The organism is Vibrio sp. 10N.261.55.A10, assembly GCF_041470825.1.
Lineage (GTDB): Bacteria > Pseudomonadota > Gammaproteobacteria > Enterobacterales > Vibrionaceae > Vibrio > Vibrio crassostreae_C.
In genome coordinates this window covers 141,612-163,133 of record NZ_JBFRNC010000011.1, presented here as the reverse complement: position 1 = coordinate 163,133, position 21,522 = coordinate 141,612, and the positions used below count along the sequence as shown (strand labels likewise).

Here is a 21,522-nt window from a genome sequence, read left to right as displayed (position 1 = left end):
TTCGATCTCATTTCATGAACATTTTTAGGGCGGACATTGTACGTCCATTCAGTGCCATTACAATATGATAAACGCTTAATTATCGCGTATAGCTAACAGACATAATTCGCGCGTATAATGAATGTGTTTATCGTCTAACATACAAAACTGATTCTCTAACATTTGTAGCCCTGATAGACTCCACCTCCTTTTTGATACTTGGTTCATTTATGTCATTTGATAGCCTAACCCTTAACGCAAAAACCGTCTCCGCGCTCTCATCTCAATTCAATAAGCCGACAGAGATACAGCAAGCGGTAATTCCTACCATTATTGCGGGGAAAGACGTACTCGCATTGGCTCAAACGGGCAGCGGTAAAACATTGGCGTTCGGCTTACCTTTATTGAATAACATCAACCAAGATGTGAATGAACTGCAAGCACTGATCATTGTTCCAACCCGTGAGCTTGCATCTCAAGTGACCAAATCTTTAGAACCGATCGCGACAACGCTCAATATCAAATTGGTAACGCTAACGGGCGGCGTAAATACTGATGATCAACAGCAACAATTATCGACTAAACCACAATTAGCCATCGCCACACCGGGCCGCCTACTTGCTTTAATCAAAAGTGATGAACTGGATATAGCTCGGTGTTCATCATTGGTTCTTGATGAAGCCGACCGCCTGATCGACATGGGATTTTGGCCAGATATTCAAGCGATTACTGCAGCACTACCAAGTAAACGTCAGTCACTGTTGTTCTCTGCGACACTTCCGCCCGAATTAGTAGGGCAAGCTGAAGAGCTTCTTTTAAATCCAGTTAAAGTCACGACACATCAAGAAAACAGCGTGGTCGCGACTATTGAAGAAACCCTGTATTTAGTGAACAAAGGCAGTAAAGCTCAAGCGCTCATCGCACTACTCAATCAACACACATGGCCGCAAGTATTGGTATTTATTGGCGCAAAAGACAATGCCGATGCATTAACCAAACGATTGAATAAAGCCAAAATCAGTGTGAGTGCGTTACATGGAAATAAGAGCCAAGAAGAACGAGAGCAAGCATTAGAAAGTTTCAAAAATGGCGAGACTCGTGTGCTTATCGCGACAGACGTGATGGCTAGAGGCATTCATATTGATCAATTACCTGTCGTAATTAACTTCGAATTACCTTCTCACTCAGCAACTTACGTACACCGCGTTGGTCGTACAGCAAGAGCAGGAAGTACTGGCTGCGCGGTCTCTCTGGTTAGCCACAGCGAAACTGACTACCTCAATGCGATTCGCACCTTGACCAATAAGCCGTTAGTGCTGCAACCATTAGAGGGTTTCCCGGTTACCGACAAACCTGCATCTGAAACGACCGCTCGCAAGCGTCCACCTAAAGATAAAATGGCCAATCGAAGAACAGCTAAAAAGAAAAGCATTAAGCAATTTAAAAGCAAACCAAATAGCTCTAAGTAACCAGAAATAACTCTAAGTAACCAGAAATAGAATGGTCAGCTCAGTTTGTACTGGGCTTTTTTATATGCAACAAAATACAAATTCACACCCAAAAACTTCCCTAAAGTTGCCAACTTAAATGACACTTTTGTGAATTATGATGCCAACGTATTGATTCTTGGTTGCTCAAAAAAAATACTCTTAAATCACGTTGACGCCCCTATATCTAGCAACTAGATTTTTCTATTAGTGTCTACAACAGGAGGTCATTGAAATGAAACGTGCTAGCTCTACATATCGATTACAACTGATTAAGGAAGTGGCAACTCGCCGAGATCGTCAACGTTCCAATGACCCGATGGCAAACTACATACAAACCCTAATAGATAATAAAGATGATTGTGATACTTCGGTTGAACGCAACCAGAGGTTCAGTGGCAGTCATTTTGATGAGCACATAGGTGGTTGGGTAAGTGACCACTGGGGTAACAAGTAGGACAAAGAGAGTAATCCAACCAGCATAATCGCTGTAGAATTCGTCTCCGAATTAACCTATCATCTGCAACAATTCCCTATCCTAGAGTAAGCAGAAAGTGTCTGAGTTAAAAAGAGAAAAAGAAGTGATGGTTGCCTTCCAAGTGATACCTCGCGTTAAAGAAGGCAACAACTTCGAAGTGGTTGATAAAGCCATTGAAGTTGTGAAAGCTGCCGATGTGCCTTTCCAAGTCGGTGCGATGGAAACTACGATGAAAGGTGAACTCAACCAATTACTCGATATCGTTAAAAAAGCAGAACAAGCTTGCTACGATGCAGGGGCGGTAGAAGTGATCACAAACATTAAGATTCACAGTAAAACCACCGAGGCCGATGATACATTTTGCACGTACCATCGTGGTGTAACGAAAGCGAATCACATGTTTGTTTAATCACATTTTTGTTTCTGAAAACTGAGCTTTAAGAAAGGCTCTGAAGAACCAGTGGTGTTATTGGAAAGGCATGTCTGAGAGGTGAGAAAGGATTTCCATTCGTTCTTCTTCTGACATCGAATGCCAATCACGCGGAGTCTCTTCAGGGTCATCTTTTGCCCCGATCGGTTTTCGGTCAAGTGCTTTGACTGGCTCTTTTTTGATTTTTACGTTCTTTTTATTCATACCGACACCACTCCTTCAGGTACAAAGGTACCTACTTTAATATTACACCCCAACCATTATGTAAAGTAATAGTTACTTCGGAGTTAAATAAAATCTAAATACTTCCTCTTTAGCCAAAAAGATCTCTTTGGGGACTGGTATTTCCCTCTTCATCGACCTGCTTACCAATCAAGTTTTTTTGATTCATTATTTTTCTTCTATAGCGCTGACGACACAGCTTTATCACGTGCAATTGTTCTGACGGTGTCATCGACATCCAATTAAAGCGCTCTTCTCTCTTGCGCATACAACCGTTGCAATAGCCTTTGTCATCGCTTGAACAACCCCCAACGCAAGGGCTTGGAACTTGGAAAAACTCTAACTGCTCCACCATGCCTCCTTACACATTCAAAATTACGCTTACTCTCTCAAAAATAAGCGATTAATTTGTCGCCTGGCTCGTGAAATCCATACTAAACTATGACCTTATACTGACACATATAGTGTTTTGTAAACTATACTTTGAACCCATCAAGTTACACTTATCCGGTAACTTCGTTCTTTCCTTTGGAGCCTTATAATATGAAGTTTAGTTCAAAAAAATTACTAGCAGTAGCCGCTTTACCTATGATGCTAGCAGCATGCACAACAACAGGTGACAACGCGATGCAAGTAACACCAACCGATCTACAGCACCATAATTGGGAACTTGCGCAAATTGATGGCAAGGACATTGTGAAAAGCGAAGACCAAGCAGCTCCTCGTCTAGAGATCGGCGAAAAGATGACTGCAAACGGCATGGCTGGTTGTAACAACTTCTTCGGTCAAGGCGAGCTGAAAGACGGTCAATTCCGTATCAAGCAAATGGGCATGACAATGAAAATGTGTCACGGCTCTGCGATGGAAATCGAACAATCGGTTTCTGCTACTCTAAGCGAGTGGAGCGACGTAACGCTAACAAACGATACGCTAGTACTGAAAAACGATGTACACACGCTAACGTACACAATTCGTGACTGGGTAAACTAATCCGTCATCGAAACCAAATACTGATTAAAGGAGCCTGATGGCTCCTTTTTTATTGTCAGCTTGCCCTCACTACTTCTTCAAAATTGACGCTCATCGCCGACTTTTCGTACCAGCCTCCAATAAACCTCAAAAATCTCTCATTTAGATGCAATAAATTCAACGGTTCAGCGGTCTGTTGCTAGGATGGCAAAAGCCTAGAGTCTGTCGAGTTTTCGAGATGATTACGTATCGAACAAAACTCGACCGCGAACTCCCTGCTTATTCTCAAGTAATTGATTGAATTTACTGTTGAATTAGAATTTATTTCAGAAACAGATAGAATAACTATTAGGGCATGTTGATCTTTCGTTAACCACGAAGGGTCAATACGCACTAGGGAGTTCGAAAATACAATGCTCTTGCCCGTTCACTACCAAATGGAAAAGTTTATGAACAAGATAGTAAGTACGTTAGGAATCATGGCAACCGTTGCATACAGCGCAACCATTTATGCTGATGAAGCAACATCCACCGACAGCTGGAACCAAATAGAACAGCAGGCAGAGGGAGAAACTGTCTACTTTCACGCTTGGGGCGGAAGCCAAGAGATCAATCGTTACCTACAGTGGGCAGGCAAGAAATTACAAAGTGACTACGGTGTCACGTTAAAGCATGTGAAAGTGACCGATATTGCGGAAACCACCACTCGACTGCTTGCTGAAAAAGCAGCAGGAAAGAACAGTGAAGGCAGCGTCGATATCGTCTGGATTAATGGCGAGAACTTCCGCTCGATGAAAGACAACGCGCTATTGTTTGGGCCATTTACAGAGTCACTTCCAAATTGGCAGTATGTCGATAAGTCTCTGCCGATTGATGTTGATTTCTCAGAGCCGACAGAAGGCTTGGAAGCACCGTGGGGCGTGGGACAACTTGTGTTCATTCACGATCAAGAGACACTACACAACCCGCCACAATCGTTTTCAGAGATGTTGAGCTACGCTCAAGCTTTCCCAAATCGCTTAAGCTACCCTCGCCCACCAGAATTTCATGGCACGAGCTTCATTAAGTCTCTATTGATTGAACTAACAAACAATAACCCTGCACTGGCTCAGCCGGTTTCAGAAGACAACTTCCAAGAAGTGACGGCACCACTGTGGGCTTACTTAGATAAATTCCATAAAGTGGCGTGGCGCGGTGGCAAACAATTCCCAGCAGGCACATCGGAAAGCATCCAGCTTCTGGATGACGGACAGATCGACCTCGCGATTACGTTTAATCCAAACTCTGTATATTCAGCACAATCAAGTGGCCGCCTAGCGGAAACTACCAAGGCTTATGCGTTAGAAAGCGGCGCTCTGTCTAACATTCACTTCCTTGCGATTCCTTGGAATGCCAATGCAACCGCGGGTGCTCAAGTGACCATCAACTTCTTGTTGAGCCCAGAAGCACAATCTCGCAAGGGTGACCTCAATGTTTGGGGCGATCCTTCGGTTCTGAGCAGCAAATACCTGACTGGCAGCGCTAAAAACACCCAGCAATTTAAATCGGTTGATGAACCACACCCTAGCTGGCAAAACGCGCTCGAGAAAGAGTGGCTTAAGCGATACGGTAACTAGTCTTCATGCTACGCGCTCTATATTTTGTTGTTATAGCTGTATGCATTATCCCGACCATTCCTGGGGTAGCGGGAGTCGTGGCTTCGTCACTGAGTTTCATCCCGCCCCTTGGTTTAGAGGAGCCGACACTCAACGGTTTTAGCCAAGTCTTTCAATGGGAAGGGGCTTGGCACTCTATTGGCTTAAGCCTAGGTTCAGCAATTGCAAGCAGCTATATAGCCTGCTTCCTGACCTTTTGTATTCTTCAAGCCTCTTGGGGAAACAAGTTTTGGAGAAAGATTGAGTTTACGCTATCGCCAATGCTTGCCATTCCACATGTAGCTTTCGCTATCGGCTTTGCTTTTCTGTTTAGTCCAACGGGGCTTGGCGCAAGAGCGGTACATCACTTGCTCGGCGAATCGGCTACCAGCTCTGAATTGGCGTTATTGGTGAAAGACCCATACGCGTTCGGCTTAATTATTATGCTCGCACTCAAAGAAGTCCCCTTCTTATTGCTGATGAGCATTTCGATACTTCAGCAAATTGATGTAGAGCGTATCACCAAGGTCAGTGCATCGCTCGGTTACAGCCGCGCTCAGATCTGGTGGAAATGTATTTTCCCACAATGGTTTACCAAGCTTCGTTTCCCAATGCTGGCGGTACTCGCTTACAGTGTCTCGGTTGTCGATATTGCTTTGATCATAGGCCCAACCAACCCGCCGACCTTTGCCGTTTTGGTATGGCAATGGTTCAACGATCCGGATCTTAACCTACTTCCGCGAGCTGCTGCTGGTGCCATCGTTTTGTTTGGTTTAGCTTCGTTGATCATCGCCTTGGCGCGTTTAGTTGAATGGGCGGTTCTTAAGTACTTTCGAACTTGGCAGTATTCCGGAAGAACAGGGGCAAACCTTCCGGGGAAAACGGTATTCACTGTCCTTGCTAGCCTTTCACTGCTGATCATTCCTTTAATGGTAATTTGGAGCGTTGCTCAGCGTTGGCGCTTCCCTAATTTACTGCCGAGCCGCTACAGCATGCGCTTCTGGGAGTTCGAGTGGGATGCCATCATGAGTACTGTGGGTCAAAGCTTATGGATTGGTCTGATTGCCGCTTCAGTCGCTTTGTTGCTTGCGCTGGTGGCTCACGAATACAGAATCAAATACAAGTGGCAAGTTCCGGGCTTCATTATCGCTATTCCAATGCTAATACCACAGCTTTCAGTGTTGTTTGGTATGCAAGTCACGACCCTCTACATCGGCAGTAGTGCCTATGAGTTCTGGGTGATTTGGGCGCATGTTTTCTTTGCTTTCCCGTTCGTGTATCTGTCTTTGGATGGCCCGTGGAAAAGCTTCAATGATGGGTTGATTAAAGCCTCGCTGAGCCTAGGTAAATCGCCATTTCAGAGTTGGTATTCGATCAAACTACCAATCTTGCTTCCTGCGATTGCCTTTGCTTGGGCGGTCGGGATCAGCGTGAGTTTGGCCCAATACCTTCCAACATTAATGCTCGGCGCGGGCCGTATTAGCACGATCACCACAGAAGCCGTTGCACTTACCAGTGGTTTCGACCGCAGGGTGACAGCAATCTATGCCATTTGGCAGGCCCTATTGCCTCTGTTCTTTTTCTCTTTAGCGATATTAGTCAGCCGACTTCAACTGAGATATCGCCGTCTTACTTTTAAAGGTTTCCTAAGTAATGAGTCTGTACCTCAACGACCTCGCCATCCGTAAAACCGATGGAGATTCGCTGTTCTCAGCGCTAAACGTCACATTAGAATCTGGCCAAATACTGGCTTTGATGGGGCCGAGTGGCTGCGGAAAGTCGACCTTACTGGATGCGATTGCTGGTCACTTAAGTGAAGAGTTTTCGTACTCTGGCACCGTTGTGTTGAACAATATTCAGCTCGACGAGCTTCCATCACATCAGCGTGAAGTCGGTATTTTGTTTCAAGATGACTTGTTGTTTCCGCACCTCAAAGTATGGGAAAACTTGGCCTTTTCGTTACCGAACTCTGTTAAAGGTTCCGCTCGCCAAAAACAAGCAATGGCTGCACTAAAAGACATAGAGCTAACTCACTTAGCTGAATCTTTCCCGGATCAAATATCCGGCGGTCAACGCGCAAGAATAAGCTTGACTCGTATGTTGTTAGCCAAGCCTAAACTCGCCCTGCTTGACGAACCGTTCAGTAAGTTAGACCAAGAGCTCAGAGCACAATTTCGCGATTGGGTCTTCGAACAGCTGACCAAAGCGAATATCCCTACATTAATGGTCACGCACGACGAAGCCGATGTACCTCAAGGGGCAGAAGTACTGTCTTGGCCATGGAGAAGTAACCATGCTGGATAAGTACTCCATTAAGGTCATTAAGTGGCCATTAAATCAGTCTGCTAAGTTACTAAACCAATTGGGTATCACGGCCAATCAAACCACGTTATTCGGATTTCTGATTGGGTGTTTAGCGTTTCCAGCGTTGGCATTTCAACAATATGAGTGGGCGTTAGGCTTCATTGTGTTTAATAGAGTATGTGATGGGCTTGATGGAGCCTTGGCTCGAATCCAAGGCATTAGTGATGCGGGCGGTTTCCTCGACATCAGCCTAGATTTCCTATTCTACTCGCTGATCCCTTTTGGATTTGTCATTGCCAACCCAGAACACAACGCCATTGTCGGTGCATTTTTGATCTTCTCTTTTATCGGCACAGGCAGCAGCTTTTTAGCGTTTGCGGTTATGGCAGGCAAGCGAGGCATTGAAAACCCAGTCTATAAGCATAAGTCTCTGTACTACATGTCAGGGCTAACCGAAGGCACTGAAACCATCGCTTGTTTCATCGCGTTTTGTATTTGGCCTCAACACTTTGCGGTTATCGCTTACACCTTTGGTGCAGCTTGTTGGCTAACCACGTTCATGCGTATTTATTTTGGTTTTCAGACACTAAAAAACCAAGCTAGTTAATAAATGAGTTAGTTTCTTGCACCTATAAAAACGCCGCTCATTGTGAGCGGCGTTTTCTATATTAGTATGGATAATGCCCGCTAAATCATGACATCAAGCTTCAGCTGAAGCCGTGATTTTAAACCTCAATACCTTTAGGCTTGAATCAAGGTCGACATCGACAAACTCAGGCGGGTTGTCCAGACGCTCAATGAACTCAACGCTTGGTGCTTCTTCTGCCATCGTCTCAATCAGGAAGTTTGGTGATACTGCTGGTGAGTTCACACACGCAATCACTTCACCGCCTTCAGTTAGAAGTTCAGGCAAACGACGTAAGATTTTTTTGTAATCTTTGGTTAGAGCAAAGCTGCCTTTTTGGAACGAAGGTGGATCGATGATAACGAGCTCGTAAGAACCGCCCTTCTTGATTTTCCCCCACGACTTAAAGATATCGTAGCCAAGGAAGTTAACCGAGCGCATATCGTGTTCATTCAGACGGTGGTTATCGCGACCTTTGTTTAGCGAGCCACGTGACATGTCCACGTTCATGCATTGACGAGCGCCACCAGCGATAGCCGCGACAGAGAAACCACAAGTGTATGCAAACAGGTTAAGAACGTTCTTATCCTTGGCATTATCTTGTACCCACTGACGACCATTACGCATGTCTAGGAACAAACCGAAGTTCTGATTACGGCCAATGTCTAATTGGTACTTAAGGCCATGCTCAACCACAACCGGAGAGTCATTCAACTCACCCCATAGAACCTCTGAAGGCGCACCATCGGCATAACGGTGTTGCAGAACAATGCTTGTGCCCTGCTTTGATTGCCAGATATCTTTGTTGGTGAGTTGAACCAATCCAGCTTTAAGAGATGACAAGAATTCGTCGTCTACTTCTTTGAACACGTTAACCAGTAGCTGTCCATCAACCCAATCACATGTCAGTTGTTCCAGACCAGGCCAAAACTTACCGCGACCGTGGAAAATACGGCGTAGTTCGTTTGGTACTTCATTAAGTTGCTGTTCAATATGACTAAAAAACAGAGGTAAAGCTGATGCTTCCATTATTTCACTCACTTAGTGTTTAGCTTTGGCCAAGTTAATGACCAAGGTTCAAGCCAACTGTCCAAACCGTTCGACACGGTTTCTTGATGCCACTTCTCACCCAAAGAGTTTAAGCTCCTTGGGTCGCAGACATATTCGTAGGCTTGTGATTGATAGGCAAATCGAATCGCGAAGGCATGTAGATAACCTCTGTCAGCCTCACTCGATGGATTATAAATAGGGTCACCAACAATGGCTGAGCCGATCGACTTCATCGCGACACGGATCTGGTGAGTTCGCCCTGTATAGGGTTTGCATAACAGCAGACGCTCACCGGGTTCAGCCGTTGCTGATAAAAACTGAGTAATCGCAGGGTTCTCTTTGGATGTCAGAAGTTTCCAACTTGAGCGTCGTGAACGCTCCATGTCTCCTGAGATCAAACCTTGCTTTTTCTTTGGCTTCTTAGAACCGATCGCAAGGTAGTATTTCTCTACTTCACGCTTTGCAAATAGCTGTGAAAGCTCGCTCGCCGCCGACGCATTTTTTGCCAGCAGCAGAATGCCCGAAGTCATTTTATCTAGTCGATGAACGAGATACAGCTTAGGCTCATTAATTGCCTTAGCAACTTCTTGAAGCAACATGGTATCGCCATCGTCTTTGTGGACGCTGACTCCAGGGTGCTTATTGATAAGTAAAAAATCAGAGTGGTTCAGAAGAATATCGAACATTAAAGGCTAGCTCCATTGTAGAACGTGGAGTATACCGCGTCTGAACCCAGATTCCAGCTACGAAAAAGCCCAACTCACTCAATAAATATTGAATCGTTGGGCTTCTTTTCAGCAACTAGCGATCAGTGCGTGGTCTTTACTCGATTACCAATAGGTAAATAGAACCAAGCTACCGCTTTACCCCAGTTTAAACTTACCAACTAATGCTTCTAGCTCAGCAACCTTAGCGTTCAAGCCTGATGTATTTTCGGAGCTACGAGTTGCTAGCTGCAGAGATTGCTCAGAGATATCGCTAATCGCGGTAATGTCCGCTGCAATTTCTTTGGTCACAGCCGTCTGTTCTTCTGCCGCAGTCGCAATAGAGTTAACCATGCTTTGTACATTGCCCGCACCGCTCACAATCGCTTCTAGAGCCGAAACAGCACCTGAGCTTTGCTCAACACCAATCTCAACTAAACGACAGTTATCTTGAGTGTAAGTCACCGCTTCTTGAGTGCCCGATTGAATCGATTGAATGATGCCCGAGACTTCTCGTGTCGCTTTGGTTGTTCTTTCTGCTAGCGCTCGCACTTCATCGGCTACCACAGCAAAACCACGACCAAACTCGCCTGCACGTGCCGCTTCAATTGCAGCGTTAAGAGCTAACAGGTTAGTTTGCTCAGCAATGTCTTCGATTACCTTGATAACGCTACCAATCTGCTCACCGTGAGAACCTAGAGTATTCATTTGCAACGACATATCGCTCATTTGAGTCGACACTTGTTGAATACTCGCTACCATCTCAACAATCACGTTGCGGCCATCTTCTGCAGAGGTTTCTGAGCGACGTGCTTCTTCATAAGTTGAAGTACCTTGCTGCGCCACTTCAGAAATGGTCAAGCTTAGCTCTTCAGCAGCCGTTGCAATCAAGTTAGCTTTGTCTGCTTGAGCTGATGCACCAGTAACGATGTCTTGGCTAATAGAAGAGAGCTCCCCTGTCACCGATTGGACTTGGTGAGTCACAGACGAGATTGAACCTAATAGGTCTACTAGTGATTTCTGCATCTGGTTAAACGACTTAGCCAGTTCAGCCAATTCATCACCAGAATCATCAATAATGTCGCCTGCCGTTAGGTCACCATTTGCTACACGTCGTGCTACTTGTTCTACACGAGTAAGACGATTGGTAATAGAGCTAGACAATAGATACGCAATCACACAACCAAAGACAATCGCAATAGCAGACAACACCATGATGGTGCGCTCGATGGTAGTAAACGTGTCGGTTAGTGTCAGTAGTGACTGTTCTGTATCTGCGCGCTCACTTGCTGACGCTTAATCCAGTAAGTTCTCAATAGGGATAAGATTGCTCTCATACAAAGATCGTAGCTGTTGAATATTGGCTAGTAGCGCAGCTTCATCATTGATCTTCGGCACAAGCTTTGATTCAAACTCTTGAGTGAAACGCCCCATCAGGTCTTCAATTCGCTGAATACGGCGGTGGTCTTCCGAACCTCTACTCTCCAAACACTTAGCCTGCTCGATAGCTTGAGCAAATTCGTTCTTGTTGGTTCGATAATCATTGAGTGCATTATCGACCAGAGTGATTGCACCCAGAGCATCTCGATAGACATCTCCAGCTTCATCGATCAAAACAAGGTAGGTAACGGTACCCGGTACATCATCTAATCTAATCTCATCGGCGCTCTTATGAGCGCCAATAACTTCCATCCATACAATACCGACTAACGTGACAAGCACCGCCAATATAGAGCCAAAACCGGCATACAGTTTCTTTCTCACTGACAATTTCAAACAACACCTACCTAAATCAAAATATAGCTCTAACAGCTATTCGTTCCATTTATATCGGCTATCAGACGGATACCTTTAATGGTTATTTTTCTTAGATAATTAAGTTCCAGACATAAAAAAACGGGAGCTAATGAGCTCCCGTTTATCAAATTACTTTATCTTGCGATTAGAACTTCTTAGAAATCAGCGCAAAACCAGCAATGATACCAATACCTAGTAGCATGATTGCACCTTTACCGCTATCGAAGCCAGAAGAGATACCCATGAACGCAACGATTGCGATAGCTACAGGGATGATGTACTTAACTAGTGTGTACCATAGACCAAATAGTGGGAAAGAGACTTCACCGTCGTTAGTGATTTCTTTCTCTAGGTCTGCACGGTTTAGTCTCCAACCAGCGAAGATACATACCAACATACCGCCAACCGCTAGGAAAATCTTATCCGTTAGTAGGTCGAAAATGTCGAACGCGCCAGTATCAAACAGTGTTGGACCGAAGCCGCCAAGTGATAGAGAAGCGAAGATACATAGAATCGCCATTACAACACTTGCAGACAGTACCGCTGTTACACGCTTCATGCCTTTCTCATCGATTAGGTAAGAAACCACAACTTCAAGTAGAGATACTGAAGATGTTAGTGCCGCAACACTCAAACCAACGAAGAACATAAGAGCAAATAGAAGACCGATTACGCCGCCCATTTCAGCGAATAGCTGAGGAACAACAACGAATACTAAACCAGGGCCCGCTGCAGGTTCCATACCGAACGCGAACATTGCAGGGAACATTGCAACACCAGCTAGAATAGCAACACCAGTATCCATTGCGGTTACCATTGCTGTTGTCTGAACTAGGTTCTCTTTCTTCTTAAGGTAAGAACCGTATGTCATCATACAACCCATACCAAGACTTAGAGAGAAGAATGCTTGACCTAGAGCGGCTAGGATTACATTGCTGTCTACTTTAGAGAAGTCAGGACTGAATAGGAACTCAAGACCAGCCATCGCGCCCGGAAGCATAATTCCTTTGATTGATACTACAATAAGGATAATGAAAAGAAGCGGCATCAGAATCTTACCTGCTTTCTCAATACCACCAGAGATACCTTTCATAACGATAACAACGTTAAGTAGTAGGTATAAGCCCATCCACATTAGTGGTTGAACTGGGTTTGAGATAAAGCCACCAAAGCTATCACCAATTGCTTCTGGTGCGTCTAGAAGACCACCTGCAATTTTACCGATGTATGCGATTGACCAACCGCCTACTACTGGGTAGAAACCCATGATAAGTAGACCACTGAATACGCCGATAACGCCAGCGAACGTCCAACGACGGTCAGTTGTTTTAAATGCACCTACTGCTGATTTTTGCGTATGACGGCCAATCGCAAATTCAGTCAGCATGACACTGAAACCAATAAAAATTACAAAAAACAGGTAAATGGCAACGAATGCACCACCGCCACTTTCGCCTGCTGTGTATGGGAATTTCCAAATGTTACCTAAGCCAACAGCAGAACCTGCTGCAGCCATTACGAATCCTAACTTCGAACCCCAGGTATCGCGGGGTGTTGTGGTTGTATTACTAGTAGCCACGTGTACTCCAAACTTTTGTGTTATGTGATGTTGTGTTTTGCTTTGGGTGGCGTCTTTAAAAGGAAGGTGTATAAATAAATTTACACACCTAAAAGATTTGATTGACGCTCGTTGTCTAGCAAGTAAACCAGTTTAAGAATAAAATTGGAAGAGCATACCGTACAAATTTCGTTAAAGATGTAAATTTTTATGGTTAAATGCCGACTTTTCATACAAAACAATCGTTTTCTTCTTAAGTTGACCAAAACTTAACAACTTTAACCTATTTACATCTTTTGCTCTATTTTGTAAATAGTTGAATCCTTAAATTCCCATATCCGTTAAATAGCATTACTATCTAAGTGTCTCTTTTTTCGAGTATTCAATGTGGATAAGCTTTATCATTTTTTAACTTTGGCCTCTGTTGTTTTGTACTGGGTACTGGTTGCCGGTGTGACGTTTCGTGTTGTACTAAAACGACGCTCTGTCAGCGTTTCTCTTGCTTGGCTAATGGTTATCTACATTATCCCGATTGTTGGTGTAGCTTGTTACTTCCTTTTTGGTGAGCTAAACCTAGGCAGAAAAAGGGCTGAACGCGCTCATCGTATGTTTACCCCTTTCGGCGACTGGTTCCGTCAATTGAATGATTGCCAACTTCACCAACCAGGGAAAGTCGGCTCCCCTATCCATAAGATTGACGAACTTTGTAACAATCGAATGGGCATCCCTGCACTCAGTGGAAACACTCTATCGCTGCAATCTTCACCAAACGAGATCCTACACGCAATTATCGAAGATATAGAAAATGCACAAACCAGTATCAAGATGGTTTTCTATATTTGGCATCCAGGTGGCCTGACCGATTCGGTTGCCTCTGCGCTGATTCGCGCTGCAAAACGTGGCGTAGATGTTAAAGTTTTGCTCGATTCAGCCGGTAGCCCTCGCTTTTTCAAAAGCCACTGGCAGTCAATGATGAAGGACGCAGGCGTTCAAGTCGTACAAGCACTAGAAGTGAGCCCATGGCGTATTTTTTTACGTCGCCTAGATTTAAGACAACACCGCAAAATCATTGTGATTGACGAGACTATCGCCTATACGGGTTCAATGAACATGGTTGACCCGGCTCACTTCAAACAAAGTTCCGGCGTTGGTCAGTGGATTGATGTAATGGTCAGAGTGACTGGGCCAACCGTTAATGTGTTATCCGCTATTCATGGCTGGGATTGGGAAGTTGAGACTGGTGAACGCATTCTCCCTGATATACCTGAATGCCCAGTTGAAGAAATCATGACACATCATCCGGTTCAAGTCGTGCCGTCTGGCCCTGGCATGCCGGAATATTTGATCTTACAAGTACTGACCATCGCCATCAATCAAGCGAATCATTCTGTACGTATTACTACACCTTATTTTGTGCCAAGTGCTGACTTACTCGAAACACTTAAGATGACAGCTCAACGCGGCGTAACTGTAGAACTGATCATTCCACACAATAACGATTCACTAATGGTTAAATGGGCTTCTCGTGCGTTTTATACCGAGTTGCTTGAAGCTGGCGTGAAGATCTATGAATTTTACGGTGGCCTTCTTCATACCAAATCGGTAGTGATCGATGAAGAGTTTTGCTTGATCGGAACCGTCAATATCGACATGCGCAGTTTGTGGCTCAACTTTGAAGTGACTCTGGCTGTGGATGATGTGCATTTCACGCAAAAACTGTCTGAGCTGCAGAAATCTTATATCGCTTCATCCCACTCTGTAGAGTTAGAACAGTGGGAGCAAAGAAACCTTAGTAATCGCTTCTTTGAGAGGCTGTTCTACTTGTTCAACCCACTCCTATAATTCCAGCAATGAGTCGATTATGGCTCGTTGTTTCCCCATCGATCATTTTTAACCTTTCACTGTTAACTGAGTGAAAGGTTAAAAATCGTAAGAAAAGCGCAAAAATCCCCGCTCCGCTCTTGCTTTGAACACTCTTGGCATGTTTTAAATAGGACATAACCGATTGATAAGGAATTCACAGCATGTCCGAGAACAAAACCACTAAACTTATCACTGCCGGTCGTGATAAGAAGTGGACCAATGGTGTTGTTAACCCACCAGTACAACGCGCTTCAACTGTCGTATTTAACTCAGTAGAAGAGAAGCGTAAAGCTACGATTAACCGCGCTAACAAGACCCTTTTTTACGGACGTCGTGGAACCAACACTCATTTTGCCTTCCAAGATGCGATGGTTGAAGTAGAAGGCGGCGCGGGTTGTGCACTGTACCCGTGTGGTACAGCAGCAATTTCGAATGCCATTCTCTCTTTTGTAGAAACAGGTGATCATATTTTAATGGTTGACACCTGCTACGAACCTACTCGTGATTTCTGTGACACCATCATGAAAAAGATGGGGGTAGAGACAACTTACTACGAGCCAACGATTGGTGAAGGTATCCAAGACCTTATCAAGCCAAACACTAAGGTGCTGTTTACTGAGTCTCCAGGCTCTGTCACCATGGAAGTGCAGGATATTCCAACACTAGCGCGTATCGCTCATGAACATGACATCATCGTTATGCTAGACAATACTTGGGCGGCTGGCGTGAACTTCTCACCGTTTGATTTTGGTGTTGATATCTCGATTCAAGCAGCGACCAAATACATCGTGGGTCACTCTGATGTGATGCTAGGTACGGCAGTCGCCAATGAGAAATGCTGGGATCAACTAAGAGAGCAAAGTTACTTGATGGGGCAATGTGTCTCACCTGATGATGCTTATTTAGGGCTTCGCGGCATTCGTACTCTTGATGTGCGTCTACGCCAACACGCAGAAAGCAGCTTGAAGGTCGCAAAATGGTTAGAGACTCGTCCTGAAGTTAACCACGTTCGTCACCCTGCTCTTGAGTCTTGCCCAGGCCATGAATTCTTCAAACGAGATTTTACTGGCGGTAATGGCTTGTTCTCTTTTGTACTAAACAACTCTAATATCAAAGCGACGACAGCGTTACTTGATGGAATGACACATTTTAGTATGGGTTACTCTTGGGGTGGATTTGAAAGTTTGATTCTAGCTAACGAACCAAGCAGTTTTGACAGCTTGAGAACTGTTGCCAATCCTAATTTCGAAGGTACCTTGATACGTGTTCATATTGGGTTAGAAGATGTTGATGACCTGATTGCTGATCTAGAGGCGGGATTAGAACGTTATAGCGCTCTGATTTAATCTGAGACGATAGGTCTAATATGCAAAAAAGGCAGGATATTCCTGCCTTTTTCTGTTTAAAGCATAACTCAAAATACTCATATTCAGATACTTCAGCTCATAATACAAACCGCTCATAGTCCAGAAGCTTTCAAAGCCAATATTGAACCTTAAAGCACATCCACTTAAAGATCTCAGAGCGATGAAAAAATGGCTATGAATTTTTCAATTTCTAAGTGATTGTTCCGCTGAAATAAATAACACTTTATTTGTGTGGGCAACCGACTAAATGATCATTGACCATACCTGTTGCTTGCATAAATGCGTAACAGATTGTTTCTCCTACAAACTTAAAGCCTCTCTTCTTCAAAAACTTACTCATCGCTTTAGATTGCTCGGTAGAAGCGGGAACTTGAGACATCTCAGTCCATTGATTCACGATCACTTCATTATCAACAAATTGCCATAAGGCATTAGAAAGAGAGCCGAACTCTTTCTGTAATTCAAGCGTTGCTCGTGCATTGTTGTATACCGAAGCAATCTTACCCCTGTGTTTAACCACATCGAAGTTTTCAATGATGTGCGGCACGTTGTCTTCATTCAGCTCAGCTAGCTTGTTTAGATCGTAATCATCGAACGCGGCACGATAGCCTTCACGCTTTTTAAGGATCGTAATCCAACTCAGACCGGCTTGAGCACCTTCTAAAGTAATGAACTCAAACAGAACTTGGTCATCATAAACAGGCACGCCCCACTCTGCATCGTGGTACTCCCTTTCAAGCTCATGTTTAAGCGCCCATGCACACGTTCTATCCACTGTATTCGCTTCCATTTCGATAGTCTCTTTTAGTAATCGTACATAAAAATAATGCCCCAATTAGGGGCATTATTTCAAAGGTTAGTTGACGTTAAGCCACTTCAATTTTATGGAATAAACGATACAGCACAGGTACTACGATTAGCGTGAGTACAGTCGCAAAGCCTAAACCAAACATGATGGTTACTGCCATTGGTTTAAAGAAGATGTCCGGTAGTAGAGGGATCATACCAAGAATGGTGGTGATCGCAGCCATACATACCGGACGAACACGACTCAGTGCCGCATCAACAACCGCTACATATGGATCTTTACCGGACTTCATCTCAATCTCAATTTGGTCAAGCAGTACGATACCGTTCTTAAGTAGCATCCCGGATAAACTCAAGAAGCCTAGCAATGCCATGAAGCCAAATGGTGTATTCAAGGCTAATAAGCCTGTCGTTACCCCGATTAGCGCTAATGGAACCGTTAGCCAAACAATTAGCGGTTCTTTGACCGAGTTGAACAAGAACACGGTAATCAAGAACATGAACAGGTAACCCATCGGCATAGTGGTAAACAGAGACGCTTGTGCATCAGCAGATGACTCATATTCACCACCCCACTCCAACGAATAACCCGGTGGCATCTCAATCGCTTCAATTTGTGGCTGTAAGCGTTTCTGTAACGTCGAAGCCGTTTCTTCACCCAATAGGTCGTTGTCGGCCATTACCGTCAGCATACGCTTACGGTTCTTACGGATGATAAGTGGATCTTCCCATTCCAATTCGTAGCCAAGCGTCACTTGCTGCAACGGAATATATTCGCTTAATGCCGGGCTCCAAATCTTCATACCTTCGATGTTGCGAATATCAACTCGCTCATCTTCAGGTAAACGAGCCACAATAGGCATCAACGTAGTACCATCACGATACACACCAATCGACTTACCAGAGAAAGACATCGCTAGGAAATCATCAACGTCAGACTTGGTAATACCATAACGACGCGCTTGGCTTTCATTGAACTGAGGCTCTAATACCTTAGTTCTTTCACGCCAATCATGACGAACGTTAAATGCTCCGTCATCAGCACGCATGATGTCCATAACTTGAGCTGCGATTGAACGTAGCACGGTTGGGTCTGAACCGACGATTCGAGCCTCAATTTTCGCACCGCCACTAGGGCCTAATTCAATTTGCTTAAGTTTGTAATCAATTTCAGGGAACTGACTGTCAACGTGTTCACGGAAGCGACGCATCAGCCCTTCAAGTACCTGATAATCTGTCACACGAACCGTGATTTCGCCATACGCGCTATAACTCTTCTCGGGTGAGTAGGTCAACATGAAACGCTGCAGACCTTTACCGGCCGTGGTCGTGATATGTTCAACTTCACTTTGTTCCGACAACCAACTCTCAAGCACTCTCAACTTGGTATTAGTTGCTCGAATATCCGTACCTTCTGGCATCCAAACATCCACTTGGAACATCGGAGTAGTTGAAGATGGGAAGAATGCTTGTTTCACAAAGCCAAAACCGTACACACTCGCACCTAAACCAATCACCAGAACGATCATGGTTAGCCACGCGCGTTTCATACAGAACTCAAGGAAGTTTTTATAGATAACAAAAACCATCCCGTTGTATGGGTCTTTGCCTTCGTTATCGGGATCAACCTTCTGTCCTCTGAAGAAGATATCGGCAAAAAACGGCGTGATCGAGATAGCAGTAAACCAACTCAGCATCAATGAAATCAATAGTACCGTGAACAAGGTGCCACAGTATTCGCCCGTTGAATCTTCAGACAAACCAATTGGAGCAAACGCAGTCACCGCAATCACCGTTGCACCGAGCAGTGGCCATTTGGTTTGGGTCACGATATCAGTGGCGGCCTGCATCCGGGTTCGCCCCTTCTGCGTGCCGATCAATATCCCCTCCACCACCACAATGGCATTATCCACCAGCATCCCCAAGGCAATAACCAACGCGCCCAGTGAAATACGTTGAAGGTCGATTTTGAAGTACTGCATGAAAATAAAGGTGCCGAATACGGTCAATAGCAGTATCAAACCAATCAACAGACCCGATCGTACTCCCATGAAGAACAGTAACACCACGATTACGATCGCAACCGCCTGCCCTAAACTCACCACAAATCCGCTTACCGACTTGTTCACCTCTTTAGGTTGGTTATAAACCTCGGAGATGTCGATACCGACGGGTTGTTGATATTTAAGCTCGGCGAGTCTTCGATCAAAGTCTTCACCCACTGCGACCACGTTCACGCCTTGCGCAAAAGAGACACCCAGGTTAAGCGCGAGTTCGCCGTTATAACCAATGATGTTACTCGGTACCTCAACGTAACCACGAGTTACATTCGCCACATCTTTTAGATAGATAAGCCCTTGAGCGCCACCTTCCGTAAGAATCAAATCTCCAAGCTGTTCAACGTTCTGGAACTCACCCGTTGGATGGATTCGAATATATTCATCACCAATCCTTACTGCTCCTGCACTTGATACAATATTTTGAGTCGATAAAAGGTTAAATACCGTGCTTGGAGACAGACCCAGAGAGCTTATCCGCTTCATCGATATCTCAATGAATACTTGCTCTTGTTGTTGACCAGAAACAGAGACCTTACTGACCCCATCAACCAACTCCAGCTCTCGCCTTAGATAATCAATGTAATCCAGCAGCTCTTTGTAGCTATAACCATCACCCGTCACCGCAAGCAAGATCCCGTAAACGTCACCGAAGTCATCAATGACTTGAGGATCATTGACCCCAGGTGGCAGTTCAACCTTAAGATCATTCACTTTTCGGCGAAGTTCATCCCAAATTTGCGGAAGATCGTCCGGACCATAGTTATTCTTCATCGTTACCGTTACCTGAGACAGGCCACGGCTTGAAATAGAGTTCACTTCGTCGACATAGGTAAGCTGTTGAATCGCTTTCTCTAGTGGGTAGGTAACTTCTTCTTCCACCTGCTGAGGCGTTGCCCCCGGGTATGAAGTCACGACCATTGCATCTTTGATGGTAAAGGCAGGATCTTCTAAACGCCCCAAACCGAAGAATGCTGAAACACCACCAATAAGAAAGATCAGAGATAGCATCCAGCTAATGACTTTGTTACGTATAAAGTAAGAAGCAACACCTGTGATCTGATCATCACCCTGTTGATCGTCATTTTGGGGCTTGTTATTTACTTCACTCATTGTTCGTCTCCTGAGACAATACTTCCACTGTCATCCCATCTCGCAATCGCGATACGCCTGCAACAACGACATGCTGCCCCATTTCCAATCCTTTCACTACCTGCAATGTTTCCTGGTTTGCTTTGCCTAATACCACTTGTTGTTTCGAGACTGTCTTGTCGTCGTTAAGAACCCACACATAAGAGTTTTTACGATCCAGTTCATCACCGTCTGCATTGAATACCGCTTCGATCGGAATAAGTACACCAGCTTTTAGCTCCAAACCGATATCCCGCCCGTTTGAAGTCACATCAACGGCCATACCATCAAGAATCAAATCGTCTTCTGGCATCGGCAAAGCTAATGTAACCGTGAAGGTACCCGTACTTGGATCGGGTTCAGTGGTGAACTCTTTAATACCTGCGGTGTATTCATTACCGCTTGGCACTCTCACCACAGCTTCCACGTTCGAGAGGAGCGTTTCATTGGGTTGATTCACATAAATTTGGTCAGGGAGCTGAATCACAACTTCGACATCCTCAACACTGTGAATGTTCACAATCTGTTGGCCTACCTGAATATTTTCATATTGGTCGACACTGACTCGAGAAATAATCCCATCAACAGGCGCACGAAGCATAGTGAACGATAAGCGCAGTTTCGCCAGTTCCAACTCGGCATAAGCAATCTGGCGTTGAGCGGCAATTTCATCGAATTGCGACTTAGCCAATAAGCCTTTCTTCACTAGCGGACTCGAACGTCGGTATTGACTATTGATTACCGTGTAACGAGCTTGAGCATTGTCCACATCCAATTGATAATCGGTTGGGTCAAGCTCGGCAATGATGTCCCCTTTGGCAACTCGTTCACCTTCCTTCACATCTAGCTTGAAGATTTCACCCGCAACTCGGAAACTGAGGTGAGCCTTCTCAGCAGCGTTTGCTACCGCAGGGAAATAGAGTTTGTCGCTAAAATCGATGACTGAAATCTCGATAGCTTTAACCAAGGGCGTGTTATTCACTTCTACAGCTTGCTTATCTTCACAAGCCGTCAGTAAGGCTAAACACGACAGGCCAGCAGCCACTTTAAGTGTTTTCAT

At 44.8% G+C, this 21,522-nt stretch carries 18 protein-coding genes and 1 pseudogene; 10 read left to right on the top strand and 9 right to left on the bottom strand.

Features of this window, described 5'->3' with window-relative positions; translation table 11 throughout:
• Positions 1 to 209 precede the first annotated feature (209 nt).
• The 3 genes from AB4274_RS03790 (at position 210) to AB4274_RS03780 (ending at position 2,353) form a co-directional block, all read left to right on the top strand.
• Entirely contained in the window at positions 210 to 1,448 is a 1,239-nt protein-coding gene (locus AB4274_RS03790) for a DEAD/DEAH box helicase (RefSeq protein WP_136982399.1), read from the top strand.
• 253 nt (positions 1,449 to 1,701) lie between these two features.
• Positions 1,702 to 1,923 carry a hypothetical protein gene (locus AB4274_RS03785; RefSeq protein ID WP_017057116.1) on the top strand — a complete coding sequence of 74 codons (222 nt, stop codon included), beginning with the start codon at positions 1,702 to 1,704 and terminating at the stop codon, positions 1,921 to 1,923.
• Positions 1,924 to 2,050: 127 nt separating this feature from the next.
• Positions 2,051 to 2,353, top strand: a complete 303-nt coding sequence (locus AB4274_RS03780) for a thiamine-binding protein (protein ID WP_017065764.1) — start codon at positions 2,051 to 2,053, stop codon at positions 2,351 to 2,353.
• A gap of 57 nt (positions 2,354 to 2,410) precedes the next feature.
• Here the strand turns inward: AB4274_RS03780 and AB4274_RS03775 are convergent, their stop codons facing one another.
• Together AB4274_RS03775 and AB4274_RS03770 are read right to left on the bottom strand one after the other, a co-directional pair.
• Positions 2,411 to 2,578, bottom strand: a complete 168-nt coding sequence (locus AB4274_RS03775) for a hypothetical protein (RefSeq protein ID WP_017060325.1) — start codon at positions 2,576 to 2,578, stop codon at positions 2,411 to 2,413.
• A gap of 109 nt (positions 2,579 to 2,687) precedes the next feature.
• On the bottom strand, positions 2,688 to 2,951 hold the full coding sequence (locus AB4274_RS03770; RefSeq protein WP_372111037.1) for a DUF1289 domain-containing protein: 264 nt from the start codon (positions 2,949 to 2,951) through the stop codon (positions 2,688 to 2,690).
• A gap of 188 nt (positions 2,952 to 3,139) precedes the next feature.
• On the opposite strand from AB4274_RS03770, the gene AB4274_RS03765 reads away from it, so the two are divergent.
• The 5 genes from AB4274_RS03765 (at position 3,140) to AB4274_RS03745 (ending at position 8,110) form a co-directional block, all read left to right on the top strand.
• The gene (locus AB4274_RS03765) at positions 3,140 to 3,586 is read left to right on the top strand and encodes an META domain-containing protein (RefSeq protein ID WP_004734625.1); all 447 of its coding nucleotides are present in this window, start codon (positions 3,140 to 3,142) and stop codon (positions 3,584 to 3,586) included.
• A 428-nt stretch (positions 3,587 to 4,014) separates the two neighbouring features.
• Positions 4,015 to 5,181, top strand: coding sequence for an ABC transporter substrate-binding protein (locus AB4274_RS03760; protein WP_372111035.1), 1,167 nt, complete (start codon positions 4,015 to 4,017; stop codon positions 5,179 to 5,181).
• Positions 5,182 to 5,186: 5 nt separating this feature from the next.
• Positions 5,187 to 6,887, top strand: coding sequence for an ABC transporter permease (locus AB4274_RS03755; protein WP_372111032.1), 1,701 nt, complete (start codon positions 5,187 to 5,189; stop codon positions 6,885 to 6,887).
• On the top strand, positions 6,853 to 7,503 hold the full coding sequence (locus AB4274_RS03750; protein WP_017065359.1) for an ATP-binding cassette domain-containing protein: 651 nt from the start codon (positions 6,853 to 6,855) through the stop codon (positions 7,501 to 7,503). The genes AB4274_RS03755 and AB4274_RS03750 overlap by 35 nt, the downstream gene beginning before the upstream one ends.
• Positions 7,493 to 8,110: a CDP-alcohol phosphatidyltransferase family protein gene (locus AB4274_RS03745; RefSeq protein WP_372111031.1), complete on the top strand. Its 618-nt coding sequence runs from the start codon at positions 7,493 to 7,495 to the stop codon at positions 8,108 to 8,110. Before AB4274_RS03750 ends, AB4274_RS03745 begins: the two co-directional genes overlap by 11 nt.
• 93 nt (positions 8,111 to 8,203) lie before the next feature.
• Here AB4274_RS03745 and AB4274_RS03740 read toward each other — a convergent pair whose 3' ends face one another.
• The 4 genes and pseudogenes from AB4274_RS03740 to AB4274_RS03725 all read right to left on the bottom strand — a co-directional run bounded on the left by AB4274_RS03740 (position 8,204) and on the right by AB4274_RS03725 (position 13,258).
• A complete protein-coding gene (locus AB4274_RS03740; RefSeq protein WP_372111028.1) occupies positions 8,204 to 9,157 on the bottom strand; it encodes a class I SAM-dependent methyltransferase in 954 nt (317 codons plus the stop codon).
• An 8-nt stretch (positions 9,158 to 9,165) separates the two neighbouring features.
• Entirely contained in the window at positions 9,166 to 9,864 is a 699-nt protein-coding gene (locus AB4274_RS03735) for a TIGR01621 family pseudouridine synthase (RefSeq protein ID WP_017060318.1), read from the bottom strand.
• Between the two features lie 177 nt (positions 9,865 to 10,041).
• Positions 10,042 to 11,658, bottom strand: a pseudogene (locus AB4274_RS03730) (methyl-accepting chemotaxis protein).
• A 166-nt stretch (positions 11,659 to 11,824) separates the two neighbouring features.
• Complete coding sequence (locus AB4274_RS03725) at positions 11,825 to 13,258, bottom strand: sodium-dependent transporter (protein WP_050543975.1); 1,434 nt, start codon at positions 13,256 to 13,258, stop codon at positions 11,825 to 11,827.
• 366 nt (positions 13,259 to 13,624) lie between these two features.
• Between AB4274_RS03725 and cls the strand changes: the two genes are divergently transcribed.
• Complete coding sequence (cls, locus tag AB4274_RS03720; protein ID WP_017065339.1) at positions 13,625 to 15,079, top strand: cardiolipin synthase; 1,455 nt, start codon at positions 13,625 to 13,627, stop codon at positions 15,077 to 15,079.
• A 182-nt stretch (positions 15,080 to 15,261) separates the two neighbouring features.
• Positions 15,262 to 16,446, top strand: a complete 1,185-nt coding sequence (locus tag AB4274_RS03715; RefSeq protein WP_017065338.1) for a cystathionine beta-lyase — start codon at positions 15,262 to 15,264, stop codon at positions 16,444 to 16,446.
• A gap of 244 nt (positions 16,447 to 16,690) precedes the next feature.
• On the opposite strand, the gene AB4274_RS03710 is transcribed toward AB4274_RS03715, so the two are convergent.
• The 3 genes from AB4274_RS03710 to AB4274_RS03700 all read right to left on the bottom strand — a co-directional run bounded on the left by AB4274_RS03710 (position 16,691) and on the right by AB4274_RS03700 (position 21,522).
• Positions 16,691 to 17,257, bottom strand: coding sequence for a DNA-3-methyladenine glycosylase I (locus tag AB4274_RS03710; RefSeq protein WP_102320255.1), 567 nt, complete (start codon positions 17,255 to 17,257; stop codon positions 16,691 to 16,693).
• 76 nt (positions 17,258 to 17,333) lie between these two features.
• Positions 17,334 to 20,444 carry an efflux RND transporter permease subunit gene (locus AB4274_RS03705; RefSeq protein WP_108208853.1) on the bottom strand — a complete coding sequence of 1,037 codons (3,111 nt, stop codon included), beginning with the start codon at positions 20,442 to 20,444 and terminating at the stop codon, positions 17,334 to 17,336.
• Positions 20,437 to 21,522, bottom strand: a complete 1,086-nt coding sequence (locus AB4274_RS03700) for an efflux RND transporter periplasmic adaptor subunit (RefSeq protein ID WP_017060312.1) — start codon at positions 21,520 to 21,522, stop codon at positions 20,437 to 20,439. Before AB4274_RS03700 ends, AB4274_RS03705 begins: the two co-directional genes overlap by 8 nt.

Bases quoted from the DNA above. Each gene is read 5' to 3' on its own strand.
- AB4274_RS03790 (WP_136982399.1), top strand. From the start codon at position 210: ATGTCATTTGATAGCCTAACCCTTAACGCAAAAACCGTCTCCGCGCTC.
- AB4274_RS03785 (WP_017057116.1), top strand. From the start codon at position 1,702: ATGAAACGTGCTAGCTCTACATATCGATTACAACTGATTAAGGAAGTG.
- AB4274_RS03780 (WP_017065764.1), top strand. From the start codon at position 2,051: ATGGTTGCCTTCCAAGTGATACCTCGCGTTAAAGAAGGCAACAACTTC.
- AB4274_RS03775 (WP_017060325.1), bottom strand. From the start codon at position 2,578: ATGAATAAAAAGAACGTAAAAATCAAAAAAGAGCCAGTCAAAGCACTT.
- AB4274_RS03770 (WP_372111037.1), bottom strand. From the start codon at position 2,951: ATGGTGGAGCAGTTAGAGTTTTTCCAAGTTCCAAGCCCTTGCGTTGGG.
- AB4274_RS03765 (WP_004734625.1), top strand. From the start codon at position 3,140: ATGAAGTTTAGTTCAAAAAAATTACTAGCAGTAGCCGCTTTACCTATG.
- AB4274_RS03760 (WP_372111035.1), top strand. From the start codon at position 4,015: ATGAACAAGATAGTAAGTACGTTAGGAATCATGGCAACCGTTGCATAC.
- AB4274_RS03755 (WP_372111032.1), top strand. From the start codon at position 5,187: ATGCTACGCGCTCTATATTTTGTTGTTATAGCTGTATGCATTATCCCG.
- AB4274_RS03750 (WP_017065359.1), top strand. From the start codon at position 6,853: ATGAGTCTGTACCTCAACGACCTCGCCATCCGTAAAACCGATGGAGAT.
- AB4274_RS03745 (WP_372111031.1), top strand. From the start codon at position 7,493: ATGCTGGATAAGTACTCCATTAAGGTCATTAAGTGGCCATTAAATCAG.
- AB4274_RS03740 (WP_372111028.1), bottom strand. From the start codon at position 9,157: ATGGAAGCATCAGCTTTACCTCTGTTTTTTAGTCATATTGAACAGCAA.
- AB4274_RS03735 (WP_017060318.1), bottom strand. From the start codon at position 9,864: ATGTTCGATATTCTTCTGAACCACTCTGATTTTTTACTTATCAATAAG.
- AB4274_RS03715 (WP_017065338.1), top strand. From the start codon at position 15,262: ATGTCCGAGAACAAAACCACTAAACTTATCACTGCCGGTCGTGATAAG.
- AB4274_RS03710 (WP_102320255.1), bottom strand. From the start codon at position 17,257: ATGGAAGCGAATACAGTGGATAGAACGTGTGCATGGGCGCTTAAACAT.
- AB4274_RS03705 (WP_108208853.1), bottom strand. From the start codon at position 20,444: ATGAGTGAAGTAAATAACAAGCCCCAAAATGACGATCAACAGGGTGAT.
- AB4274_RS03700 (WP_017060312.1), bottom strand. From the start codon at position 21,522: ATGAAAACACTTAAAGTGGCTGCTGGCCTGTCGTGTTTAGCCTTACTG.